Source organism: Sinomicrobium oceani (assembly GCF_900119185.1).
Classification (GTDB): domain Bacteria; phylum Bacteroidota; class Bacteroidia; order Flavobacteriales; family Flavobacteriaceae; genus Sinomicrobium; species Sinomicrobium oceani.
The window spans coordinates 143,271-159,233 of sequence record NZ_FPJE01000008.1 but is presented as its reverse complement, the minus strand read 5'-3'; the positions used below and the strand labels follow the sequence as shown (position 1 = coordinate 159,233).

15 protein-coding genes are annotated in these 15,963 nt (G+C 45.3%); 7 read left to right on the top strand and 8 right to left on the bottom strand.

Annotation, left to right across the window (positions count from 1 at the left end):
* Window positions 1–101 precede the first annotated feature (101 nt).
* Window positions 102–1,241, top strand: coding sequence for a hypothetical protein (locus tag BT112_RS09085; RefSeq protein WP_072317057.1), 1,140 nt, complete (start codon window positions 102–104; stop codon window positions 1,239–1,241).
* A gap of 69 nt (window positions 1,242–1,310) precedes the next feature.
* On the opposite strand, the gene BT112_RS09080 is transcribed toward BT112_RS09085, so the two are convergent.
* Together BT112_RS09080 and BT112_RS09075 are read right to left on the bottom strand one after the other, a co-directional pair.
* The gene (locus tag BT112_RS09080; RefSeq protein WP_072317056.1) at window positions 1,311–2,675 is read right to left on the bottom strand and encodes a tetratricopeptide repeat protein; all 1,365 of its coding nucleotides are present in this window, start codon (window positions 2,673–2,675) and stop codon (window positions 1,311–1,313) included.
* 152 nt (window positions 2,676–2,827) lie between these two features.
* The gene (locus BT112_RS09075) at window positions 2,828–3,676 is read right to left on the bottom strand and encodes a helix-turn-helix domain-containing protein (protein WP_072317055.1); all 849 of its coding nucleotides are present in this window, start codon (window positions 3,674–3,676) and stop codon (window positions 2,828–2,830) included.
* Window positions 3,677–3,796: 120 nt separating this feature from the next.
* On the opposite strand from BT112_RS09075, the gene BT112_RS09070 reads away from it, so the two are divergent.
* The 3 genes from BT112_RS09070 to BT112_RS09060 all read left to right on the top strand — a co-directional run bounded on the left by BT112_RS09070 (window position 3,797) and on the right by BT112_RS09060 (window position 6,950).
* Complete coding sequence (locus BT112_RS09070) at window positions 3,797–4,591, top strand: SDR family NAD(P)-dependent oxidoreductase (RefSeq protein ID WP_072317054.1); 795 nt, start codon at window positions 3,797–3,799, stop codon at window positions 4,589–4,591.
* A 79-nt stretch (window positions 4,592–4,670) separates the two neighbouring features.
* Window positions 4,671–5,792 (top strand): MFS transporter, encoded by a 1,122-nt coding sequence (locus tag BT112_RS09065; protein WP_072317053.1) that lies wholly within the window; start codon window positions 4,671–4,673, stop codon window positions 5,790–5,792.
* Window positions 5,793–6,002: 210 nt separating this feature from the next.
* The gene (locus BT112_RS09060; RefSeq protein ID WP_072317052.1) at window positions 6,003–6,950 is read left to right on the top strand and encodes an aldo/keto reductase; all 948 of its coding nucleotides are present in this window, start codon (window positions 6,003–6,005) and stop codon (window positions 6,948–6,950) included.
* A 791-nt stretch (window positions 6,951–7,741) separates the two neighbouring features.
* Here the strand turns inward: BT112_RS09060 and BT112_RS09055 are convergent.
* From BT112_RS09055 to BT112_RS09030, 5 genes are all read right to left on the bottom strand, one after another.
* Window positions 7,742–7,999 carry a hypothetical protein gene (locus BT112_RS09055; protein ID WP_072317051.1) on the bottom strand — a complete coding sequence of 86 codons (258 nt, stop codon included), beginning with the start codon at window positions 7,997–7,999 and terminating at the stop codon, window positions 7,742–7,744.
* A gap of 707 nt (window positions 8,000–8,706) precedes the next feature.
* Window positions 8,707–8,880: a hypothetical protein gene (locus BT112_RS21805; RefSeq protein WP_175545768.1), complete on the bottom strand. Its 174-nt coding sequence runs from the start codon at window positions 8,878–8,880 to the stop codon at window positions 8,707–8,709.
* Window positions 8,881–9,001: 121 nt separating this feature from the next.
* Complete coding sequence (locus BT112_RS09040) at window positions 9,002–9,760, bottom strand: hypothetical protein (RefSeq protein WP_139276079.1); 759 nt, start codon at window positions 9,758–9,760, stop codon at window positions 9,002–9,004.
* 229 nt (window positions 9,761–9,989) lie between these two features.
* On the bottom strand, window positions 9,990–11,003 hold the full coding sequence (locus BT112_RS09035; RefSeq protein ID WP_072317047.1) for a Gfo/Idh/MocA family oxidoreductase: 1,014 nt from the start codon (window positions 11,001–11,003) through the stop codon (window positions 9,990–9,992).
* A 97-nt stretch (window positions 11,004–11,100) separates the two neighbouring features.
* Window positions 11,101–11,682 carry a YdeI/OmpD-associated family protein gene (locus BT112_RS09030; RefSeq protein WP_072317046.1) on the bottom strand — a complete coding sequence of 194 codons (582 nt, stop codon included), beginning with the start codon at window positions 11,680–11,682 and terminating at the stop codon, window positions 11,101–11,103.
* A gap of 327 nt (window positions 11,683–12,009) precedes the next feature.
* On the opposite strand from BT112_RS09030, the gene BT112_RS09025 reads away from it, so the two are divergent.
* The 3 genes from BT112_RS09025 to BT112_RS09015 all read left to right on the top strand — a co-directional run bounded on the left by BT112_RS09025 (window position 12,010) and on the right by BT112_RS09015 (window position 15,099).
* On the top strand, window positions 12,010–13,335 hold the full coding sequence (locus BT112_RS09025; protein ID WP_072317045.1) for an amidohydrolase: 1,326 nt from the start codon (window positions 12,010–12,012) through the stop codon (window positions 13,333–13,335).
* Window positions 13,336–13,396: 61 nt separating this feature from the next.
* Complete coding sequence (locus tag BT112_RS09020) at window positions 13,397–14,263, top strand: helix-turn-helix domain-containing protein (protein WP_072317044.1); 867 nt, start codon at window positions 13,397–13,399, stop codon at window positions 14,261–14,263.
* A 107-nt stretch (window positions 14,264–14,370) separates the two neighbouring features.
* Window positions 14,371–15,099 carry a hypothetical protein gene (locus BT112_RS09015; protein WP_072317043.1) on the top strand — a complete coding sequence of 243 codons (729 nt, stop codon included), beginning with the start codon at window positions 14,371–14,373 and terminating at the stop codon, window positions 15,097–15,099.
* Here the strand turns inward: BT112_RS09015 and BT112_RS09010 are convergent.
* Window positions 15,053–15,703 (bottom strand): SDR family oxidoreductase, encoded by a 651-nt coding sequence (locus tag BT112_RS09010; RefSeq protein ID WP_072317042.1) that lies wholly within the window; start codon window positions 15,701–15,703, stop codon window positions 15,053–15,055. The genes BT112_RS09015 and BT112_RS09010 overlap by 47 nt on opposite strands.
* Between the last annotated feature and the right edge of the window lie 260 nt (window positions 15,704–15,963).

The window sequence follows — 15,963 nt, the reverse complement described above, 5'->3', positions numbered from 1 at the left end:
CGAGGATATTTATCTTAAATTCTTCCGGTGCCGGCCCGGGAACAGGAGACGTATGACTCGTTTGGAATACACCATTAATCACAACGACAATTATCAGGAACATGGAAGATAAAATGATAAAACAACTGGTGTCGGAAAACGATGCCGAATATATCTACACGACTTTTTGGAATACGGGAAAAGACATCCGGAGACTGGTTCTTTTATTGTATGCCCGGAAGACTTCTGCAGAAGCCGGGGAAGTCCCCCGGATAAACGAAGAAGACAATATGCTTTTTCTGGCCTATCCGTTGCCTTACGCCCGGAAGCAATTGCACGAAGGAAATCTCTTTTTCATGAGGATGTGCAGGAAGATCAATCTGGTTTACAAAAAAGAGGGGCAGCCGGAAGAGCCTCCTTCGGAAACTGTAGATACGGAGCAGGGCCTGCGGAAGGGCAGAAATCATTTTGCACTGACATATACCAAAATGAAGGCTTTGCATGACGGCGTTAACTTTTACAGTGCCAGAAAAGACTATGAGCAGGCGGTCTTTATGCTCTACCAGGCCTTTGATATAGCATTCGGCCTGGCCGGAAGGCTGCTTACAGGGAAAGCGCAGCACGGAATACGTATCGATGAATATCAGCGATATACAGGACGGTTTTATACCGCATTAGGATCGTTGTTCCGCATGGAGAAACCGGAAGACCGGAAGCTGGTAAAATTACTCGACCTGGCCAGACAGGGGATGACTTTTGAAGAGGGCAGTCAGGTCACCGAAACAGACCTTACCAACCTTGAGGAGAAGTATAACAGGCTGCAACTGATGCTCCCCGATATTTTCGATGCGGGAATAAAGGAATGCCAGGATATTTCGGGGCCGATAGCGGGGAATTCCAGGAAAAAACCACTGAAGACACGCGATCTGACCGATGATGAAAAAGACCGGATGAAAGAGAAAATCGAAACACTGATCCGGAAAAAGTTTTACAAGTACAAATACCGTCCCGAAATTTATTACCATAAGGGATTGCGTATGAGTTGTCCTTCCGAAGTACTATTCAGTGTCGCCAGTATCATCAAAGTATGCGTCATGGCCCTGGATTATCCGGAAAACGATGCCTCGGGCTTTGTAGCACAACCTTGCCTGGATATCAAGGTTGCCCTGGAGTTTGCCGTACAGCTTTTACCATATGACGAAATGGAATGTTTTAATGATATCGTGGAAAAATACATGGAAGGTAATATGCCTGTGGCATAAAAAGAAAGCGGGTGTGTCCAGTTAGGAAACACCCGCTTTTATTCTATTATGGTTTTACTGTGGAGTTGCTTACAGGTTAGGAACTTTTACGCTCCCGCCGATCCAGCATCCGAAGCTTATGGTCTTTCCAGCCATTCCGGAACTAAAGATGTCCTGTTTGCTCGGTGCCCTTCCGGCATAACTGGCTGCAGTCTGTGCGGCACGGCTTTTCAGCGATGGGTCAACCTGCGCGGCTTTTCTCGCCATTTCGGCGGCCTTCCAGTAGATTGCCCTTTTCTCAAATGTAGTACTTCCGCATTCGTTGGCACTGTTGGCATATAACGATGCTATAATAAGGTATGGCGTACCGTTTGCCGGGTTGGCATTCAGCGCCTGTTGGGCATAGTTTCTTGCTGCGGATTTCTGACCACTTTTGCTGAGTTTGGAAGCAATACTGGTAAGCTTGGCAGCTTTCTTTACCCCATCGGTCTCCAGGTCTATAGATTGCTTAAAGTATTCCAGAGCTTTACTTTTGTTACCCTGCTCTTCGTAGAGCGATCCCAGGTAATATTTGGAACTTGCCGAAGGCTCGATCTTGTCGAGAGCCTCTACCAATTTCACGAAAAGCGGATCGCTGGTACAGTCTTTCGCATCCATTCTTCCAGCGGCACTTTTCAGCCAGTCAGCATCTCCCTGACGAGCTTCGAAGTTTTTCTGGTACAACGGAATAAGGTTGTCACAGTCAGCCAGTTTACCGAGTTTGCTATCTACGCTACTGCTTATTTTTTCATAGTTTTCCCCATTCTGACGTGCACCTGCCAATATACGTTTTTCTTTGGCTGTAAGCGTTCCTTCGTCTTCTTTGGCTACGTATTTCACAATAGTCTCTGCAAGTTCCTGGTTTTCCTCTGCGATCTTGGCCGTTACATCATCGTAGACATCAAATACCTCCTGGAGGTCTTTCTTACCTTCTCCCTGAAGGTCTACCAATATAGAGAAATAGAGGTAGAGCGCTTTAGGATTTTTAAAGCCATCTTTATCCTTTTTAAAGGCCTGGTCGAGCAGGTCGTAGATTTCTTCCTTATTCCCGGTCTTGTTATCGTTTTTCAACAAAGCAATGTCGATCATGCTTCCCACTTCGGTATATCGTTTCGGGAAATATTTCGGTGCAGCCTGGTAGAGCTCCGTAAGAGTCTTGATATACTGCTCCTTGTTTGCAGGATCTTTTTCGATCTTATCCTTCAATATACGTTCACCGTAATGATATGTTGCCCAGTGAAGGTCAGGACAGTTTTCATAGACCATTTTCCAGGGTTCATAGGCCGACTCATAGTTTTTGTTTTTTGCGTGTTCCGCAAAAATGGAAAGGTTTTGAGGACATTCCGGGTTCTGTTGCCCAAAGCTGAACAATACGGAACCGAATATACCTGCCAATACGGAAATATTCCTTTTCATGATTTATTATTATGATTAACGTAAATAATCGCAAACTTATAAAAACATTATAAATAAATCCATTTAAAGAAGGGATTTCCTGGCTTTAAATATGAAAAAATAAAAATAATGAACAGATTGTTACGGAATTTTAAAATAAAAATAACGCAGAATTAAGATCGTGAAGCAAAGGTTTTTAATTCCATAAAACTTTTACCAGAAAACCCTTTCACGAATCGATGTAAATGACTTTCATCCGTAAAGCCAAACTCAAGAGCGAGCTGTTTCGTACTTCCGTTTCCCTGGGCCAGCCGTTGCTCGAGCAGATTATAACGGTACTGCTGAATGTAGCTTTTGAGTGAAGTACCGATCTTGTCCTTGAACAAGGAACCGATATAATTCGGGGAATAGTGAAAATGTTCGGCAATAGCTTTCTGACGGAGCATTTTCGGATCGTAAATATGCATTTCTATATATTCGAGCAATTCTTCGGTAAGGACGGACCGGGCAGAACGATCGTGCGGTGTGCCGCAACAGTTCCAGTTTCGTCTCAAAATCATCAGAATAGATTTAAACCACTCGAAAACGAGTTTTTTGCTCAAGACCTCATTGCGTTGGTATTCCTTTATAATTAATTCGAATAGAGTAGCTATTGTAATCCGGTCCGGTTCCATCTTCAGCAGGTCACCCTTTTTGCGTTCGGGCCTGTTCAACAGTTCGTCCAGGTCACGTATCCACCTGGCAGCATGGTCGGACGGAAACGCATCGAAATAGAGCTTGGTGAACTTAAAGTAAATGAAACGGGTGTTTTTTTCTATGATAAATTCGTGCTCGTCCTCAGGTCCCAGCAGGTAGAGGTGTCCCGCTTTATAAGGCATGAGCCGCTTGTTCAGGTGATGTATTCCTGCACCGGATGCTATGAATATAATCTCGTAATGGTTGTGATTGTGCAACGGATGCTGCCAGACATCAGCAGTGAAATCGTTAACTATAAGACGGTTGAATTGTTTGTACCGTTTCATCGTGTAAAATTACATAAAAATAGTGGATTTTTACAAGGGTGTTATGCCGCTCATGTCGTTACTTCGTAAAGAAATAGAATGAAGAGGAAATCTTCGTTTTCATGGTAAAAATAAAATAATATGGATTTACAACTGAAAGGAAAAACGGCACTGGTAACCGGTTCTACTGCAGGCATCGGGTATGCCATAGCCAGGGCACTGGCTTCGGAAGGTGCACATACGATCATCAACGGAAGGAAGGCTACTGATGTGGCAGAAAGGATCAAAGCGTTGCGAGAGGCTACCGGAAACGATAACATTAGCGGGATCGCGGCAGATTTTTCAAATAATAAGGATATCGACAACCTGCTTGAGGAGATCCCGGAAGTAGATATTCTTGTGAACAATGTCGGGATCTTCAACCAGGTGAAGTTCGAAGATATTACCGATGCGCAGTGGTTTGAGATGTTCGACATCAATGTCATGAGCGGGGTACGGCTGGCGCGGCATTATTTTCCGCGTATGCTGAAACGCAACACGGGACGTATTATATTTATATCGAGCGAATCCGCCCTGAATATCCCGACAGAAATGGTACATTATGGTTTCAGTAAAACGGCACAGCTCGCCGTATCCCGCGGACTGGCCAGGCTGACTAAAGGTACCCAGGTAACGGTAAACTGTGTCTTGCCAGGACCTACGATGAGCAGAGCTAACCAACGAGACCTGGAAGAACAGGCCAAGGCACAGGAGACGACCGTGGCGGAAATACAAAAAGAGTTCTTCGAGGAACGCAGGCCTACGTCGCTCACTCAGCGTTTTGCCGATCCGGAAGAGGTAGCGAATATGGTCGCCTATGTGGCGAGTCCGTTGTCTTCGGCGACAAACGGGGCGGCCTTAAGAGCAGATGGCGGAGTAGCCAATTATATTATTTAGGAACAAACGATATTTTTCAGCACTTTTAAGAAAAGCGAATTTGGAAAACAGAACATTAAGCCCAGGTTTACTGTTGCTTATGGCAATAACCACGGGCATGGTGGTAGCAAATAACTATTACAACCAACCCCTGCTGGCCGATATGGCCCGTGAATTCGGCGTCTCGGAAGGCGCTATCAGCGATGTGCCGATGCTAACCCAGATAGGATACGCATTGGGATTGTTTCTTATTGTACCTCTGGGCGATATGCTGAAGCGAAAAAGGATGATACTCATAGACTTTGCATTTATCATTGCCGCTCTCATATCGGCCGGATGGGCTCCGACGCCTGCCGCTTTAAAAGTGTCGAGCCTGTTTATCGGTCTGACGTCTGTTATTCCGCAGATCATGGTTCCCATGGCGGCACAGCTGGCGGAAGACCATAATCGTGGCAAGGCCATAGGTACTGTGATGACAGGAATGTTTATAGGTATTCTCGGGTCGCGGACCCTGAGTGGTTTTATAGGGAGTTATCTCGATTGGAGATCTGTGTTTTTTATTGCTTCGGGTATCATGGCCGTGCTATGGCTTTTCCTGAAGTGGAAACTCCCGGAGATCACGCCCGATTTTAAGGGAAGCTACAGACAGTTGCTGTTCTCTATCGTAGACCAGTTCCGGAACAGGCCACGGTTGCGGTTGGCCGCATTACGGGGATCGCTGGTATTTGCCAGTTTCAGCGTCTTCTGGACCACTCTGGTATTTCTGCTCGAAACCCCAAAATTCGGTATGGGAAGCCGGGAAGCAGGTGCCTTCGGGGTGGTCGGAATTGCCGGAGCAGTTATCGCTACCGTGGTGGGTAAACTTAGTGACACGATGAACAAAAATGTTATTATTTCCGTGTCAACCCTTATAGCTATGATATCGTGGATCATACTCGGTTTCGGTTCAGGTAGTATAGTATTGCTCATCATCGGAGCGCTGTTTCTGGACCTCGGTATACAAGCCGTACATATTACTAACCAGACCATTATATTCGAAAACAATCCGCCGGAAAGAAACCGGATCAACACCGTATATATGGTGCTGTATTTTACCGGTGGTGCCCTCGGAACTTTTATAGGAGGCATTGTGTGGCAGCATTTTGGCTGGACAGGCGTGGCTGCTGCAGGTTTCGGTTTCGGGGCACTTACCTTGCTGGTGCATGGGATATGGAGACGTTAGGTAGTTGGGTGGTTAGTTCGTAGTTGGTAGTGGGGGAGTTATTAGGCTAATGGGTATTGAGTTCATGAGTGATGTAAAGCTTTTACTTCCCTGTTTTAAGCTGAGTGCTCCGGCTCCGCCCGGAGCGTACCGAAGCCCCGAATTTAAACAGTTTTTTAATTCGTAGTGGGGGATGTATAACGTAAAAAATCTAATTTTAAATACAATACAATGAAAAAGATAAGTATAGGAAATACCGATTTGCATGTGGCTCCCATTAATCTGGGAGGGAATGTCTTCGGATGGACACTGGACGAAAAAGAGTCCTTTGACATTTTGGATGCTTTTACCGCAGAAGGATTTAACTTTATCGATACGGCCGATATGTATTCGTATTGGGTGGACGGTAAAGGCGGCGGACAATCGGAAACCATTCTCGGAAAATGGATGAAGGCCCGGGGCAACCGCGAGAAGATCGTAATGGCTACCAAAGTGGGAGGGGAGACTGGTCTTCACCCGGTGGATACCAGCAAAAAGCATATCCTGGAAGGCGTGGACAAGTCGTTACAACGGTTACAAACTGATTATATCGACCTGTACTATACCCATTTCGATGATGAAAAGACCCCGGTCGAAGAAACGCTGGAAGCGTACGATGAGATCATCAAGGCCGGAAAAGTACGATATATTGCAGCATCCAATCTTTCCCCGGAACGCCTAAAGGCTTCTTTTGAAGCTTCGGAAAAATACGGACTGCCCAGATACCAGGCTCTGCAACCTCATTATAACCTGGTAGAACGCAGTGGTTACGAACAGCAATACGCCCCGTTGGCGGAGCAGTATAACCTGACCGTCTTTCCGTATTGGTCGCTGGCAGCCGGGTTCCTCACCGGGAAATACCGTTCGGAAGCCGATCTCAGCAAGAGTGTCAGGGGCAATGGTGTTAAAAAATACTTGAATGCCAGGGGTATGGACGTACTGTCGGCCCTTGACAAGGTTGCCGGAAAACACCGGACTTCCCAGGCGACCATTTCACTGGCATGGCTACTGGCACAACCTCATATCGGAGCACCGATAGCAAGCGCTACGAACAAAAAGCAATTGCAAACGTTATTCGATGCGCCGAAATTGAAACTCGACCAGGAAGACTTGGAACTACTGGACCGGGCCAGCCGATAAATAATACGATCATCGGAAACGGAGTCACCGCGACACTTATACTGACATATCTTTTCGTGGCTCCGTTGAAGATGATATAGAGCGGCATTTTTACCTGGCAGTTTTTTGGTGAATAACTACAGACGGAAATAATCAGTTTGGATATTATGTAAAATAAGGCTCTACATGTACTATAGAACATATCAAGAAAGCATTTATTTTTTAATACACTGATAAACAACAACATATAGTCTTGTTGATTTATTTGAACTGTAAGCGCTCATAATTTTGATATTCCGGCCAACGGCCAGGAAATTTTCAAATACGGGAATTATGAACAGGCAGGATTTTAAGGAAAATACAGTGAATACCAATTTTAGTAACCGGATGATGGGTTGTCTATTGTGTACTGGTCGGGAAAGTTATAAAATGATAAGTACTTTTGTGAATTGGAAAGAATGTGGTGTTTTGCAGAGGACTTTGTTATATTGGAATATAAATCAGGAGAGGTGAGTTTTTAAAATACTTTATTTTACATAATATAAATTATAGGACAAAACAATAGAAAGTCGCAAAAACAGCGGTAAATCGTTTGTCAACTATAATTATATTATGTAAAATAGTAGCTCCGTCCTTGGAATATAGCTTTGTAGTTCATTCTCTTGGGAATTTATGACATCGTTTCTATGGAGCCGGAATTTTGTCCTATAATTTGACATTATGTGTAAATAGCCGCACGCCCGCGCTGTGGGTTTTCCGGAACGTTTATGAGTACCTTAAAAGTAACAGGTTAAATAGTAACCAATTCAGATTTACTTTTCAGTCAGTTCCGGAGCTGGAGCCAGATATTCCATTCTGTATTTCTCCATTTCTTCCGGATATAATTCGGACATTAACCCAAGATACTGTTCTATAAGCATTCCTGTATGGTGAAGTCCCATAGATCTTAGTATGATGGTATCTGTCTCTTTCGGATTTGTAATAATAAAAAATGGTTGAGTTGTTTTACTGGTATAATTAATGTCAAAATCTGACATTATCTTCTCCAGATTAAGGGTATCATTTTTCAATGTATATAGATTTTTCGAAAAACGAATGATCGTATCATATTCCTTTACAAATTTTTCTTTTAGCTGTAGATATATGCTATCATTACTTTTCGTGATCTCAATTTGATCAAATTCCTCCTACAAACACATCGATAGATTTACCTTGATATGCAAAGTATCATCGTTTTCCATCTTAAGAGCAAAATCAGTATAATCTTTTACTACGCGGAAATCTGACTTTTTAAGCTCACTTTTTTGCTTACAGCCCCATATAAATACGGAGCTTAGAATTAGTATTTTAAGTTTTTTAGGGTTCATCTACTCGAATTAGTAATAGGAAAAAATGTTCAGCAATGGTAAACTATAGTGTAGGATAACAAAAGTCAGGCCAGGTTTTTATTTCTTAATTATTTGATTATTGAGTTACTGTGTTTACGGTCTTGAAAGATAGTTCCCTATCACACTTCGAACTAACAGGGCCGAGCGCTCCCCTCACGTTAACCTTCACTTTAGGGAACGGAATTTCAAATTCCCCTGCCTTGCAATACGGTTATGCACAGAAGCATATCCTATCGCCTGAAAAGGTAGGAAAATTTCCTGAAATGTTAAAATACCATGCTCCCTGAAAAGGTGTTTAGTCCTTCGGATACGGATGTTCCGGAATAACTAAAAAAAGTCCCGGCAGTGATGATGCCGGGACTACATAATACCTTCTGCCAAGATGGATATCAGCAGATATAAGCGTTTTGTGCGGGGATATAACAGCAAACGACCTCACCGTCGACGATGATATAAGAACCATCCCCTCCGCATTTTCCCGGGACATCACCACCCAGAATGTTTTTTTGCTCTGCTCCGGATAGTTTCCGGACATCTTTTAGGTTTAGAATTACCTTTTTCATGATACATAGTATTTGGGTTATTATAATTTTTCAAATAAACAGTAGTGAAAGTGATCGGAAAACCAGGACTCCTGTACTTATAATGATAGCCAGACCCAAGTCTGGTTCGGGGTATCCGCTTTTAGTAATCCTTGGTTAGCGGTTCTTTCACCAGGTCGTAAACCAGCGTGGAAGAATCTATATGAAACCATTTCCGGAACATTTTGTACGTGCGCTCTTTGGGCCAGAACGACTCCGGATGCCAATGGGATAGTTCTTTGATGAATAATTTATCAAACTTTTTTTCAATCCATTCGTCCGGTTCGTATACAGAGGTATCCAGAAGATAGACATTGCCCTCTACCTCGGCTAACGGGATCTTATCTTCAGAAAAGCTGTTGATCCAGTCTATAAAAGGTTGTTTCGGTTTCAGGGTGACGGCCCTGCGGTTCACATATCCTTCATCAAAATCGGCATCCTCCCCGATATCTTCCGATTCCTGTTCTTCGAGGAACATTTGGAGAAACAATTCCCCGCTTTCGGTCTGTACCTTGAGATTTCCGTTATCGTATTCGAATTCGATAAAAACACGGTCATACGGTTTGTAATGAATCATTTTATAGGACACCATTTTCATCATCAGGTCTGTAGTCCAGCTTACGGGTTCCTGATCCGGATCGATGCGATTTGGACCATCCGGCGACAATCTCAACTGGATATTAGCCGTATTCCAGGTATGCACGGCAAACGCCAGTATCTGTTCATCATCCCAGTCATCCGGAAATTCTTTTTTGAAGAAAGTCATATATTCGGACAGAAGGCCGGCATAGATGGTATCCCGTTCCCGGGGCGCATTACTGTTTTCGAACAGCTTTCTTATTTTGTCATCTTCACTTTCCATAGGTCTGACTTTGAAGGTTAAAAATATCCGTAGGATACTGAAAAGAACGGTACCGAACATGTAAGTAGCTACGGATGACGATGGTATACAAACCAAAGGGCCCTTCTAAGATACAATAAAACGGGCTGAAAAAAAAATAATATGGTCCGGGAGGTATATACCGGGTATCATACCGTACGGATATATACGGTAAAGGCGTGGATAGGTGTAAAAAAGAAGTGGGGATGCCCTACCCTTCCAGGATGTTCAACTGAGCGAGAATCTGTGCTTCGGTAACCGGGTAGGGCTTGTGATGCCTGAGCGTCTGGTATACGGCTTCGAAGATACCGAGGTAGGAAGCCGGTGCTGCAGCGACTTTTTCGGTATGTTTTACATCCCGGTCGTCCAACCAGGTCAGGATACCTTCCCGGTGCTCCTCTTCTACGCCAAACCCCGGATCGCCCGGCTGCATGCCTTCCAGTAGTTGTTTTTCCTGAACGTCCGTACGGTCCTTGACATAAGTGCCGCGGGTACCGTTGATCACAAAGGCAGGTTGTGGACTGAGGACCAGGAGACTCGTTTTGACAAAGACCTGTAATCCGTTTTCGTATTCGAGGTGAATGTGTACATAATCGTCCACTTCCGATCCGGGCCGGTAAGCACCGAGGGTTTTGTGCCAGCGCCGGGGAATACCAAATAGTGAGATCACCCCGTCCAGCAAATGCGACCCCAGGTCGTACTGCAGTCCGCTTCCCGGAATGGCCTCTTCCTTAAAGCGCTTTTCCCCGATAGTGTATTTATAACGTTCGAAGCGAAAATACACCTCTACGGGCTGTCCTGTTTTTTCGCTTTCAAGTACTTTTTTTACAGACAGGAAGTCACTATCATAACGCCGATTGTGGTACGGCAGTACATGACAGTGGTTTTTGGCGGCCTCCCGGAACAGGTGTGCTGCCTCTTCGGAGGTAGAGGTAAAAGGTTTTTCGACCAGTACGTGCTTCTTATTCCGCAAAGCCTGTAATGCAAATTCATAGTGCGTGTTGTTGGGGGTATTGACAATAACGAGGTCGATCTCATCGTCGTTCAGCAACTCCGCTACCGAAGCGTAACTCTTGATGCCCGGATAGTATTCGTGCGCTCTTTTCTGTGTGCGTTCTACGACGGCCACCAGTTCGAATTCCGGATGAGCTTTGACAAAAGGGGCGTGAAAAATTTTGCCGGACATGCCAAAAGACAACAACCCGGTCCTGATCTTGTTTTTCATAATACTTTAGGTTTTGCTTCAAGAGAACAATCACCGGAAATCCGGTGTACTACAAACCTATCGATTTTTATCGGGAATATACCGCTTTGCCGGAAAATTAACGGTCGTTCAGTCCTTTGCCCTGCAATATACCCGGGGTACACTTTTCAATTCGCGATACCCGTGTTGCTGCCTGTTTTGCCCCGGAAAAATGAAGGAGATATCCGCGTTGTCTTCCCGGAGTAAGGGCATAGAAAGCCTTTTTCAGTTCGGGTAGTTCCCCGAACTTCTGTGATAATTCGTCCGGCACCGGGTATTCCGAAGTTTTTTTCATCGGTACCTGTATCCCGGCTTTTTCTATTTCGATGGCTTCGTAAATATAGGTTTTGAGGATATGGGCTGTCCGGGTGATCTCATCGAGATCCGTAAACCGCATCTGCCGGGCGGCCTGTACATTATCGGTCTGCTGTATAAGCACATGGTGCGGGTCTTTGAGCAAGGCTCCTTTGAAAAACAATACGGCACAATATTCCTTAAACCCGTGAATAAGCACCACATTACTATCTCCCAAGGTATAACAAGGATTACGCCATTTGAATGTCTCCGTAAGCTGACAATCCAGCATAATGCCGCGTAAAGCTTCAAATTCCTTCTGCCACTTTCGGGCTTTTTCTATATACGTGTCGACTTTGGTGTTCATGATAGTTCATAGTTTGGGTACTAAGTTACTGATTTGTTGTGTTATTGGGGATGGGTCTGAATAAATAATGTAGTAGTCATTCCTGTCAGACCGAGGGGCTTCTGCACACTCCGGCAGATCCGGAGCACTCAGCCGTCTCTGTTTTTTGCCTAAAACAGGGGATTTAGAGCTGTACATCACTCAATAACCAAATAACCTATTAACTCCCCAACTACCAACTACGAACTAATCAACTCCCCCATAATTATAATTTATACAAGCAATAACATAAACGATACCCCTGCCCTTTCGATCCTGTCTTTTACCTTTGTGAAAAAATATAAAGCGATGGCTTTGAAAGGTATATCGAGAAAGGATTTTATTAAAACTTCAGCCCTTGGAGTTACCGGGTTTATGACTGCTCCTTCCCTGTTGGGATTTAATGGAACGGTAGCCGAAGGAAAATATACAACGACTATGGTATTAAAAAATGTAAGACTGGAAACCGGTTTTATTTACGAAGAAGGAGAAGTAGTCGCGACCCGTACGGGATTGTTTTGTGTGGAGATCAACGATGGGATTATCGGGAAGATCACGCCGTATGATCCCGCTGCCGAAGGTGAAGATGCCGGGGGAATGCTCATGTTACCGGCATTTAAGGATATGCATATTCACCTGGACAAGACCTTTTACGGCGGGCCATGGAAAGCGGTAAGAAAACGACAGGGTGGTGTTAAAGGAATGATTGCGCTGGAACAAGAGCTGTTGCCCGAAATGCTGAAGACGTCCACTCACCGCGCCGAAAAGATCGTGGAACTCCTGCAGTCCCGTGGTACCGCTTTTGCCCGAAGCCATGTAAACATAGAGCCGACCTCCGGCATGAAATCGCTTGAAAATCTGGAAAAGGCACTGCAACACAAAAAAGGCAGTTTCGGGGCGGAACTGGTCGCGTTTCCGCAACACGGTATCTATTATACCGATTCGGCCGGACTGATGGCCGAGGCCGCTGCTATGGACAGCATAGGTTATATAGGAGGGCTCGATCCGTATACGATTGACGGAAATATAGAGAGATCGGTGGATTTTATGGTTCGCCTGGCGCTTGATCATAATAAGGGAATCGATATGCACCTGCACGAAACAGGAGATTCCGGGTTACGAACGGTAACCTATCTCATTGAAAAAGTAAATGAAAACCCGAAGCTGCGCAACAGGACATTCCTGAGTCATTGTTTTGTTTTGGGGAAAATTCCTGCGTCAAAACAGGAGGAAATCGCGGAAAAGCTTGCCCATTCGGGGATAGGGGTGATCTCTACCATTCCGTTCGGCGGACTGGTCATGCCCCTTCCTACCCTGTACAAATACGGGGTCGATGTGGCCACGGGTAACGACAGCATTATCGACCACTGGAACACCTGGGGAAGCGGTAGTGTCCTGGAAAAAGCCAACCTGATGGCACAGTTATACGGTTACCGGACGGAATTCGACCTGTCCCGAAGTCTGAAACTGGCCACGCACAACATATTGCCTCTCGACGATGAGGGTAACCGGCAGTGGCCCAAAGCGGGAGACGAAGCTTCTGTGGTGCTGGTCGATGCGAGTTGCTCTGCCGAAGCCGTATCGCGCATATCTCCCGTACATTCGCTGTTGTACCGGGGACAAGTGGTGTTTTAGCAATTTCGGCTTATATCATTTGCATTATATTTGTTATGGCAAATACACCAAACAACTACGTATGAATCCTGCCTTCGAACATCAGGAAGAAGAACATTTCCCGGTACTGGGTATACAGGAGTTTGACAGTGACAGGCAGGAAGGGTGTAACCTGCTGTACCATGAACTTCGCGGACAGCAGACGATCATGCAGCCGCACAAACACGATTTTTTTGTCTTTATGTTGTTTGAAAGCGGTGGCGGAATACATACTATAGATTTCAGGGATTACGAAATTGCAGCCAACCAGGTGCACCTGCTGTTTCCAGGCCAGGTACACCGGTGGGATATGCAGCCCCATACGGTAGGTTACCAGTTGATGATCGGGCGGGCTCAACTGGAGACCCTACTCCCTTCCCTGCATCTTTCGTACCTGCACTATCGCAACCATCCCGTGGTTGATATCCCCGAAGACGCAGTTCCGCGATTACTATACGAATTTCATGCGATCCGTACGGAACTGAACAGCACAAATCCTTTCCGGCAACTCATCGATACACGTATCCGCCTCCTGGCTCTTATGGTTGGTAAAATCGCAGAGCATATTTTCGGTGATGTTCACAGCTATAGGTCCAACCCGGTACTATCCGCATTCCTGTCGCTTACAGACCGATATTTTCGCGCGGAACGATCGGTATCTTTCTATGATGAAAAACTGAATATTACACCGAATTACTTAAACATTATATGCAAAAAAACACTCGGGGTTTCCGCCTCTTCCTGTATCCAGGACAGAAGCTTGCTCGAGGCCAAAAGACTGCTAAAAACTTCGGATATATATGTTAAGGAAATCGTTTATGAACTCGGTTTTTACGATCATGCCAGTTTTTCAAGGTTTTTTAAACAGCATACAGGGCTGACTCCGCAACAGTTCCGCGAGCAACATTAAACATACCTTAAGAATAGAATTATTGTTTGAAGGTGATTTTAACAGTTAAACATCTTGTTTCAGGCTTATTATAACTAACTTCGTAAGCACAAACACCCGGTACATTCATGTTTTTTTACACGGATCACGAAGAAAAAGCCCATATTTCGGCAACCGAACTGCAAAACCCGATTGTTCCCGGGCATGCCATGACGCTTATTCTTTTTGGTAAAAAAGTAACGACGATACTTTATTCCGTATGGGCAAACAAACCTGTGGGAGAATTTTATGATGCCGTAACCAGGTTACGTATCTCCCGTAAAAACTGGACACCGGAAATGCGGATTTTTTACAAGACCGAGATCCGCAAGGCTGAAAAGGTCAAGGGCGGTTTCAAACTACGGTTTATGGGATATATCTTTATCCTGCTCGTCTGTGCGTTCTTTGCTACGATGATTTTCGGAAAGCTATCCGCGGCGGGTAAGGAAAACGTGGTGGCTGATAATCTTAACGAACGGGTCCGGGCGGGCGACCTCTATTTCGGGAGATTCCAAGAGATAACCCCCCGGGGCAGTATGGTACGCGATGGCTATGCCTGGTTTAAGGTTACGGAAGTCCGCGGGGATACCGTATATATTGTCCTTGGTAAGGAAACTACCGGCAACTCAAAAGGCTCCGGAGAAGTGTCCGACACCGGATTTGCAGACTCCATATATCATACCACGATACGGGAGCAGAAAGATTATACCATAGATTTCCGCACCCCGAACAGTGAAATGATGTTTAATGCTTCCAGGAAGAAAAAGAAGCTTATCCCTGGCTCAGCGCCTTTTCCAGCGGCGTTTTTCCCTGGTTGAACGCAATGATCTTACCGATAGAATCTTTCTGTTTAAGGGCCTGAACGATAACCCCGGCCACATCTTCACGGGACACCCCGTCCTCTTTTTCCGGATAGGTGATATTGATCATCCCCGTTCCGGGTTCGTCCAGTAATCGTCCCGGGCGAAGTATCGTATAATCGAGATCTGTCGTCTTCAATACAAAATCGGCATAGTGCTTGGCTATGTAATAAGGTTCGAGTCCCGAAGCGGCCCAGAGATCTCTGTCGTCGGCATTCAGGGCGCTGACCATGATAAAGCGTTTTACATCGGTCAGCCTGGCGGCCTCCATACTTTTAACGGCCCCGTCCAGGTCTACCGTAAGCGTCTTATCATGCCCCGTATTCCCCCCCGAACCAGCTGTGAAGACCACGGCATCGGTCTCCTTCATGATCTTGGCAATCTCATCCACACTACCTTCGATACTCGCCACATGACGCTCCACCCCGAGATCGTCAAAAAAAGAAGCCTGTTCCGGTTTGCGCAGCATGGCAACCGGTTCAAAGTCAGCTTCGTCCTTTAGTTTCCGGGAGAGTATTTTACCTATTTTTCCATTCGCTCCTATAATGAGAACACGTTTCATAACATTACTTTTTTAGATTTTTACATAAGTTACGAACTTTACATGAAAATCTGAAACATAAGCAGGCGGTGGATTCTTAAAAAAAAGTTATATTTTCCGGAGATACCTGGTTACTGAGTTACTCCCCAAACGACTCACCCAAACCGGGGCTTCGATACACTCCGGCGGAGCCGGAGCATTCAGCCGCCTCGCTCCCTTCCTCTACCAACTACGAACTATCCAACCAAAACCTCCTTTACCCCCCCCCAACAAAAAACCAC

What these genes read in the sequence shown, in the direction of transcription:
- BT112_RS09075 (WP_072317055.1), bottom strand. Translation starts at nt 3,676, where the DNA reads ATGAAACGGTACAAACAATTCAACCGTCTTATAGTTAACGATTTCACT.
- BT112_RS09025 (WP_072317045.1), top strand. Translation starts at nt 12,010, where the DNA reads ATGGCTTTGAAAGGTATATCGAGAAAGGATTTTATTAAAACTTCAGCC.
- BT112_RS09035 (WP_072317047.1), bottom strand. Translation starts at nt 11,003, where the DNA reads ATGAAAAACAAGATCAGGACCGGGTTGTTGTCTTTTGGCATGTCCGGC.
- BT112_RS09060 (WP_072317052.1), top strand. Translation starts at nt 6,003, where the DNA reads ATGAAAAAGATAAGTATAGGAAATACCGATTTGCATGTGGCTCCCATT.
- BT112_RS09020 (WP_072317044.1), top strand. Translation starts at nt 13,397, where the DNA reads ATGAATCCTGCCTTCGAACATCAGGAAGAAGAACATTTCCCGGTACTG.
- BT112_RS09010 (WP_072317042.1), bottom strand. Translation starts at nt 15,703, where the DNA reads ATGAAACGTGTTCTCATTATAGGAGCGAATGGAAAAATAGGTAAAATA.
- BT112_RS09070 (WP_072317054.1), top strand. Translation starts at nt 3,797, where the DNA reads ATGGATTTACAACTGAAAGGAAAAACGGCACTGGTAACCGGTTCTACT.
- BT112_RS09065 (WP_072317053.1), top strand. Translation starts at nt 4,671, where the DNA reads ATGGCAATAACCACGGGCATGGTGGTAGCAAATAACTATTACAACCAA.
- BT112_RS09030 (WP_072317046.1), bottom strand. Translation starts at nt 11,682, where the DNA reads ATGAACACCAAAGTCGACACGTATATAGAAAAAGCCCGAAAGTGGCAG.
- BT112_RS21805 (WP_175545768.1), bottom strand. Translation starts at nt 8,880, where the DNA reads ATGAAAAAGGTAATTCTAAACCTAAAAGATGTCCGGAAACTATCCGGA.
- BT112_RS09040 (WP_139276079.1), bottom strand. Translation starts at nt 9,760, where the DNA reads ATGGAAAGTGAAGATGACAAAATAAGAAAGCTGTTCGAAAACAGTAAT.
- BT112_RS09085 (WP_072317057.1), top strand. Translation starts at nt 102, where the DNA reads ATGGAAGATAAAATGATAAAACAACTGGTGTCGGAAAACGATGCCGAA.
- BT112_RS09080 (WP_072317056.1), bottom strand. Translation starts at nt 2,675, where the DNA reads ATGAAAAGGAATATTTCCGTATTGGCAGGTATATTCGGTTCCGTATTG.
- BT112_RS09015 (WP_072317043.1), top strand. Translation starts at nt 14,371, where the DNA reads ATGTTTTTTTACACGGATCACGAAGAAAAAGCCCATATTTCGGCAACC.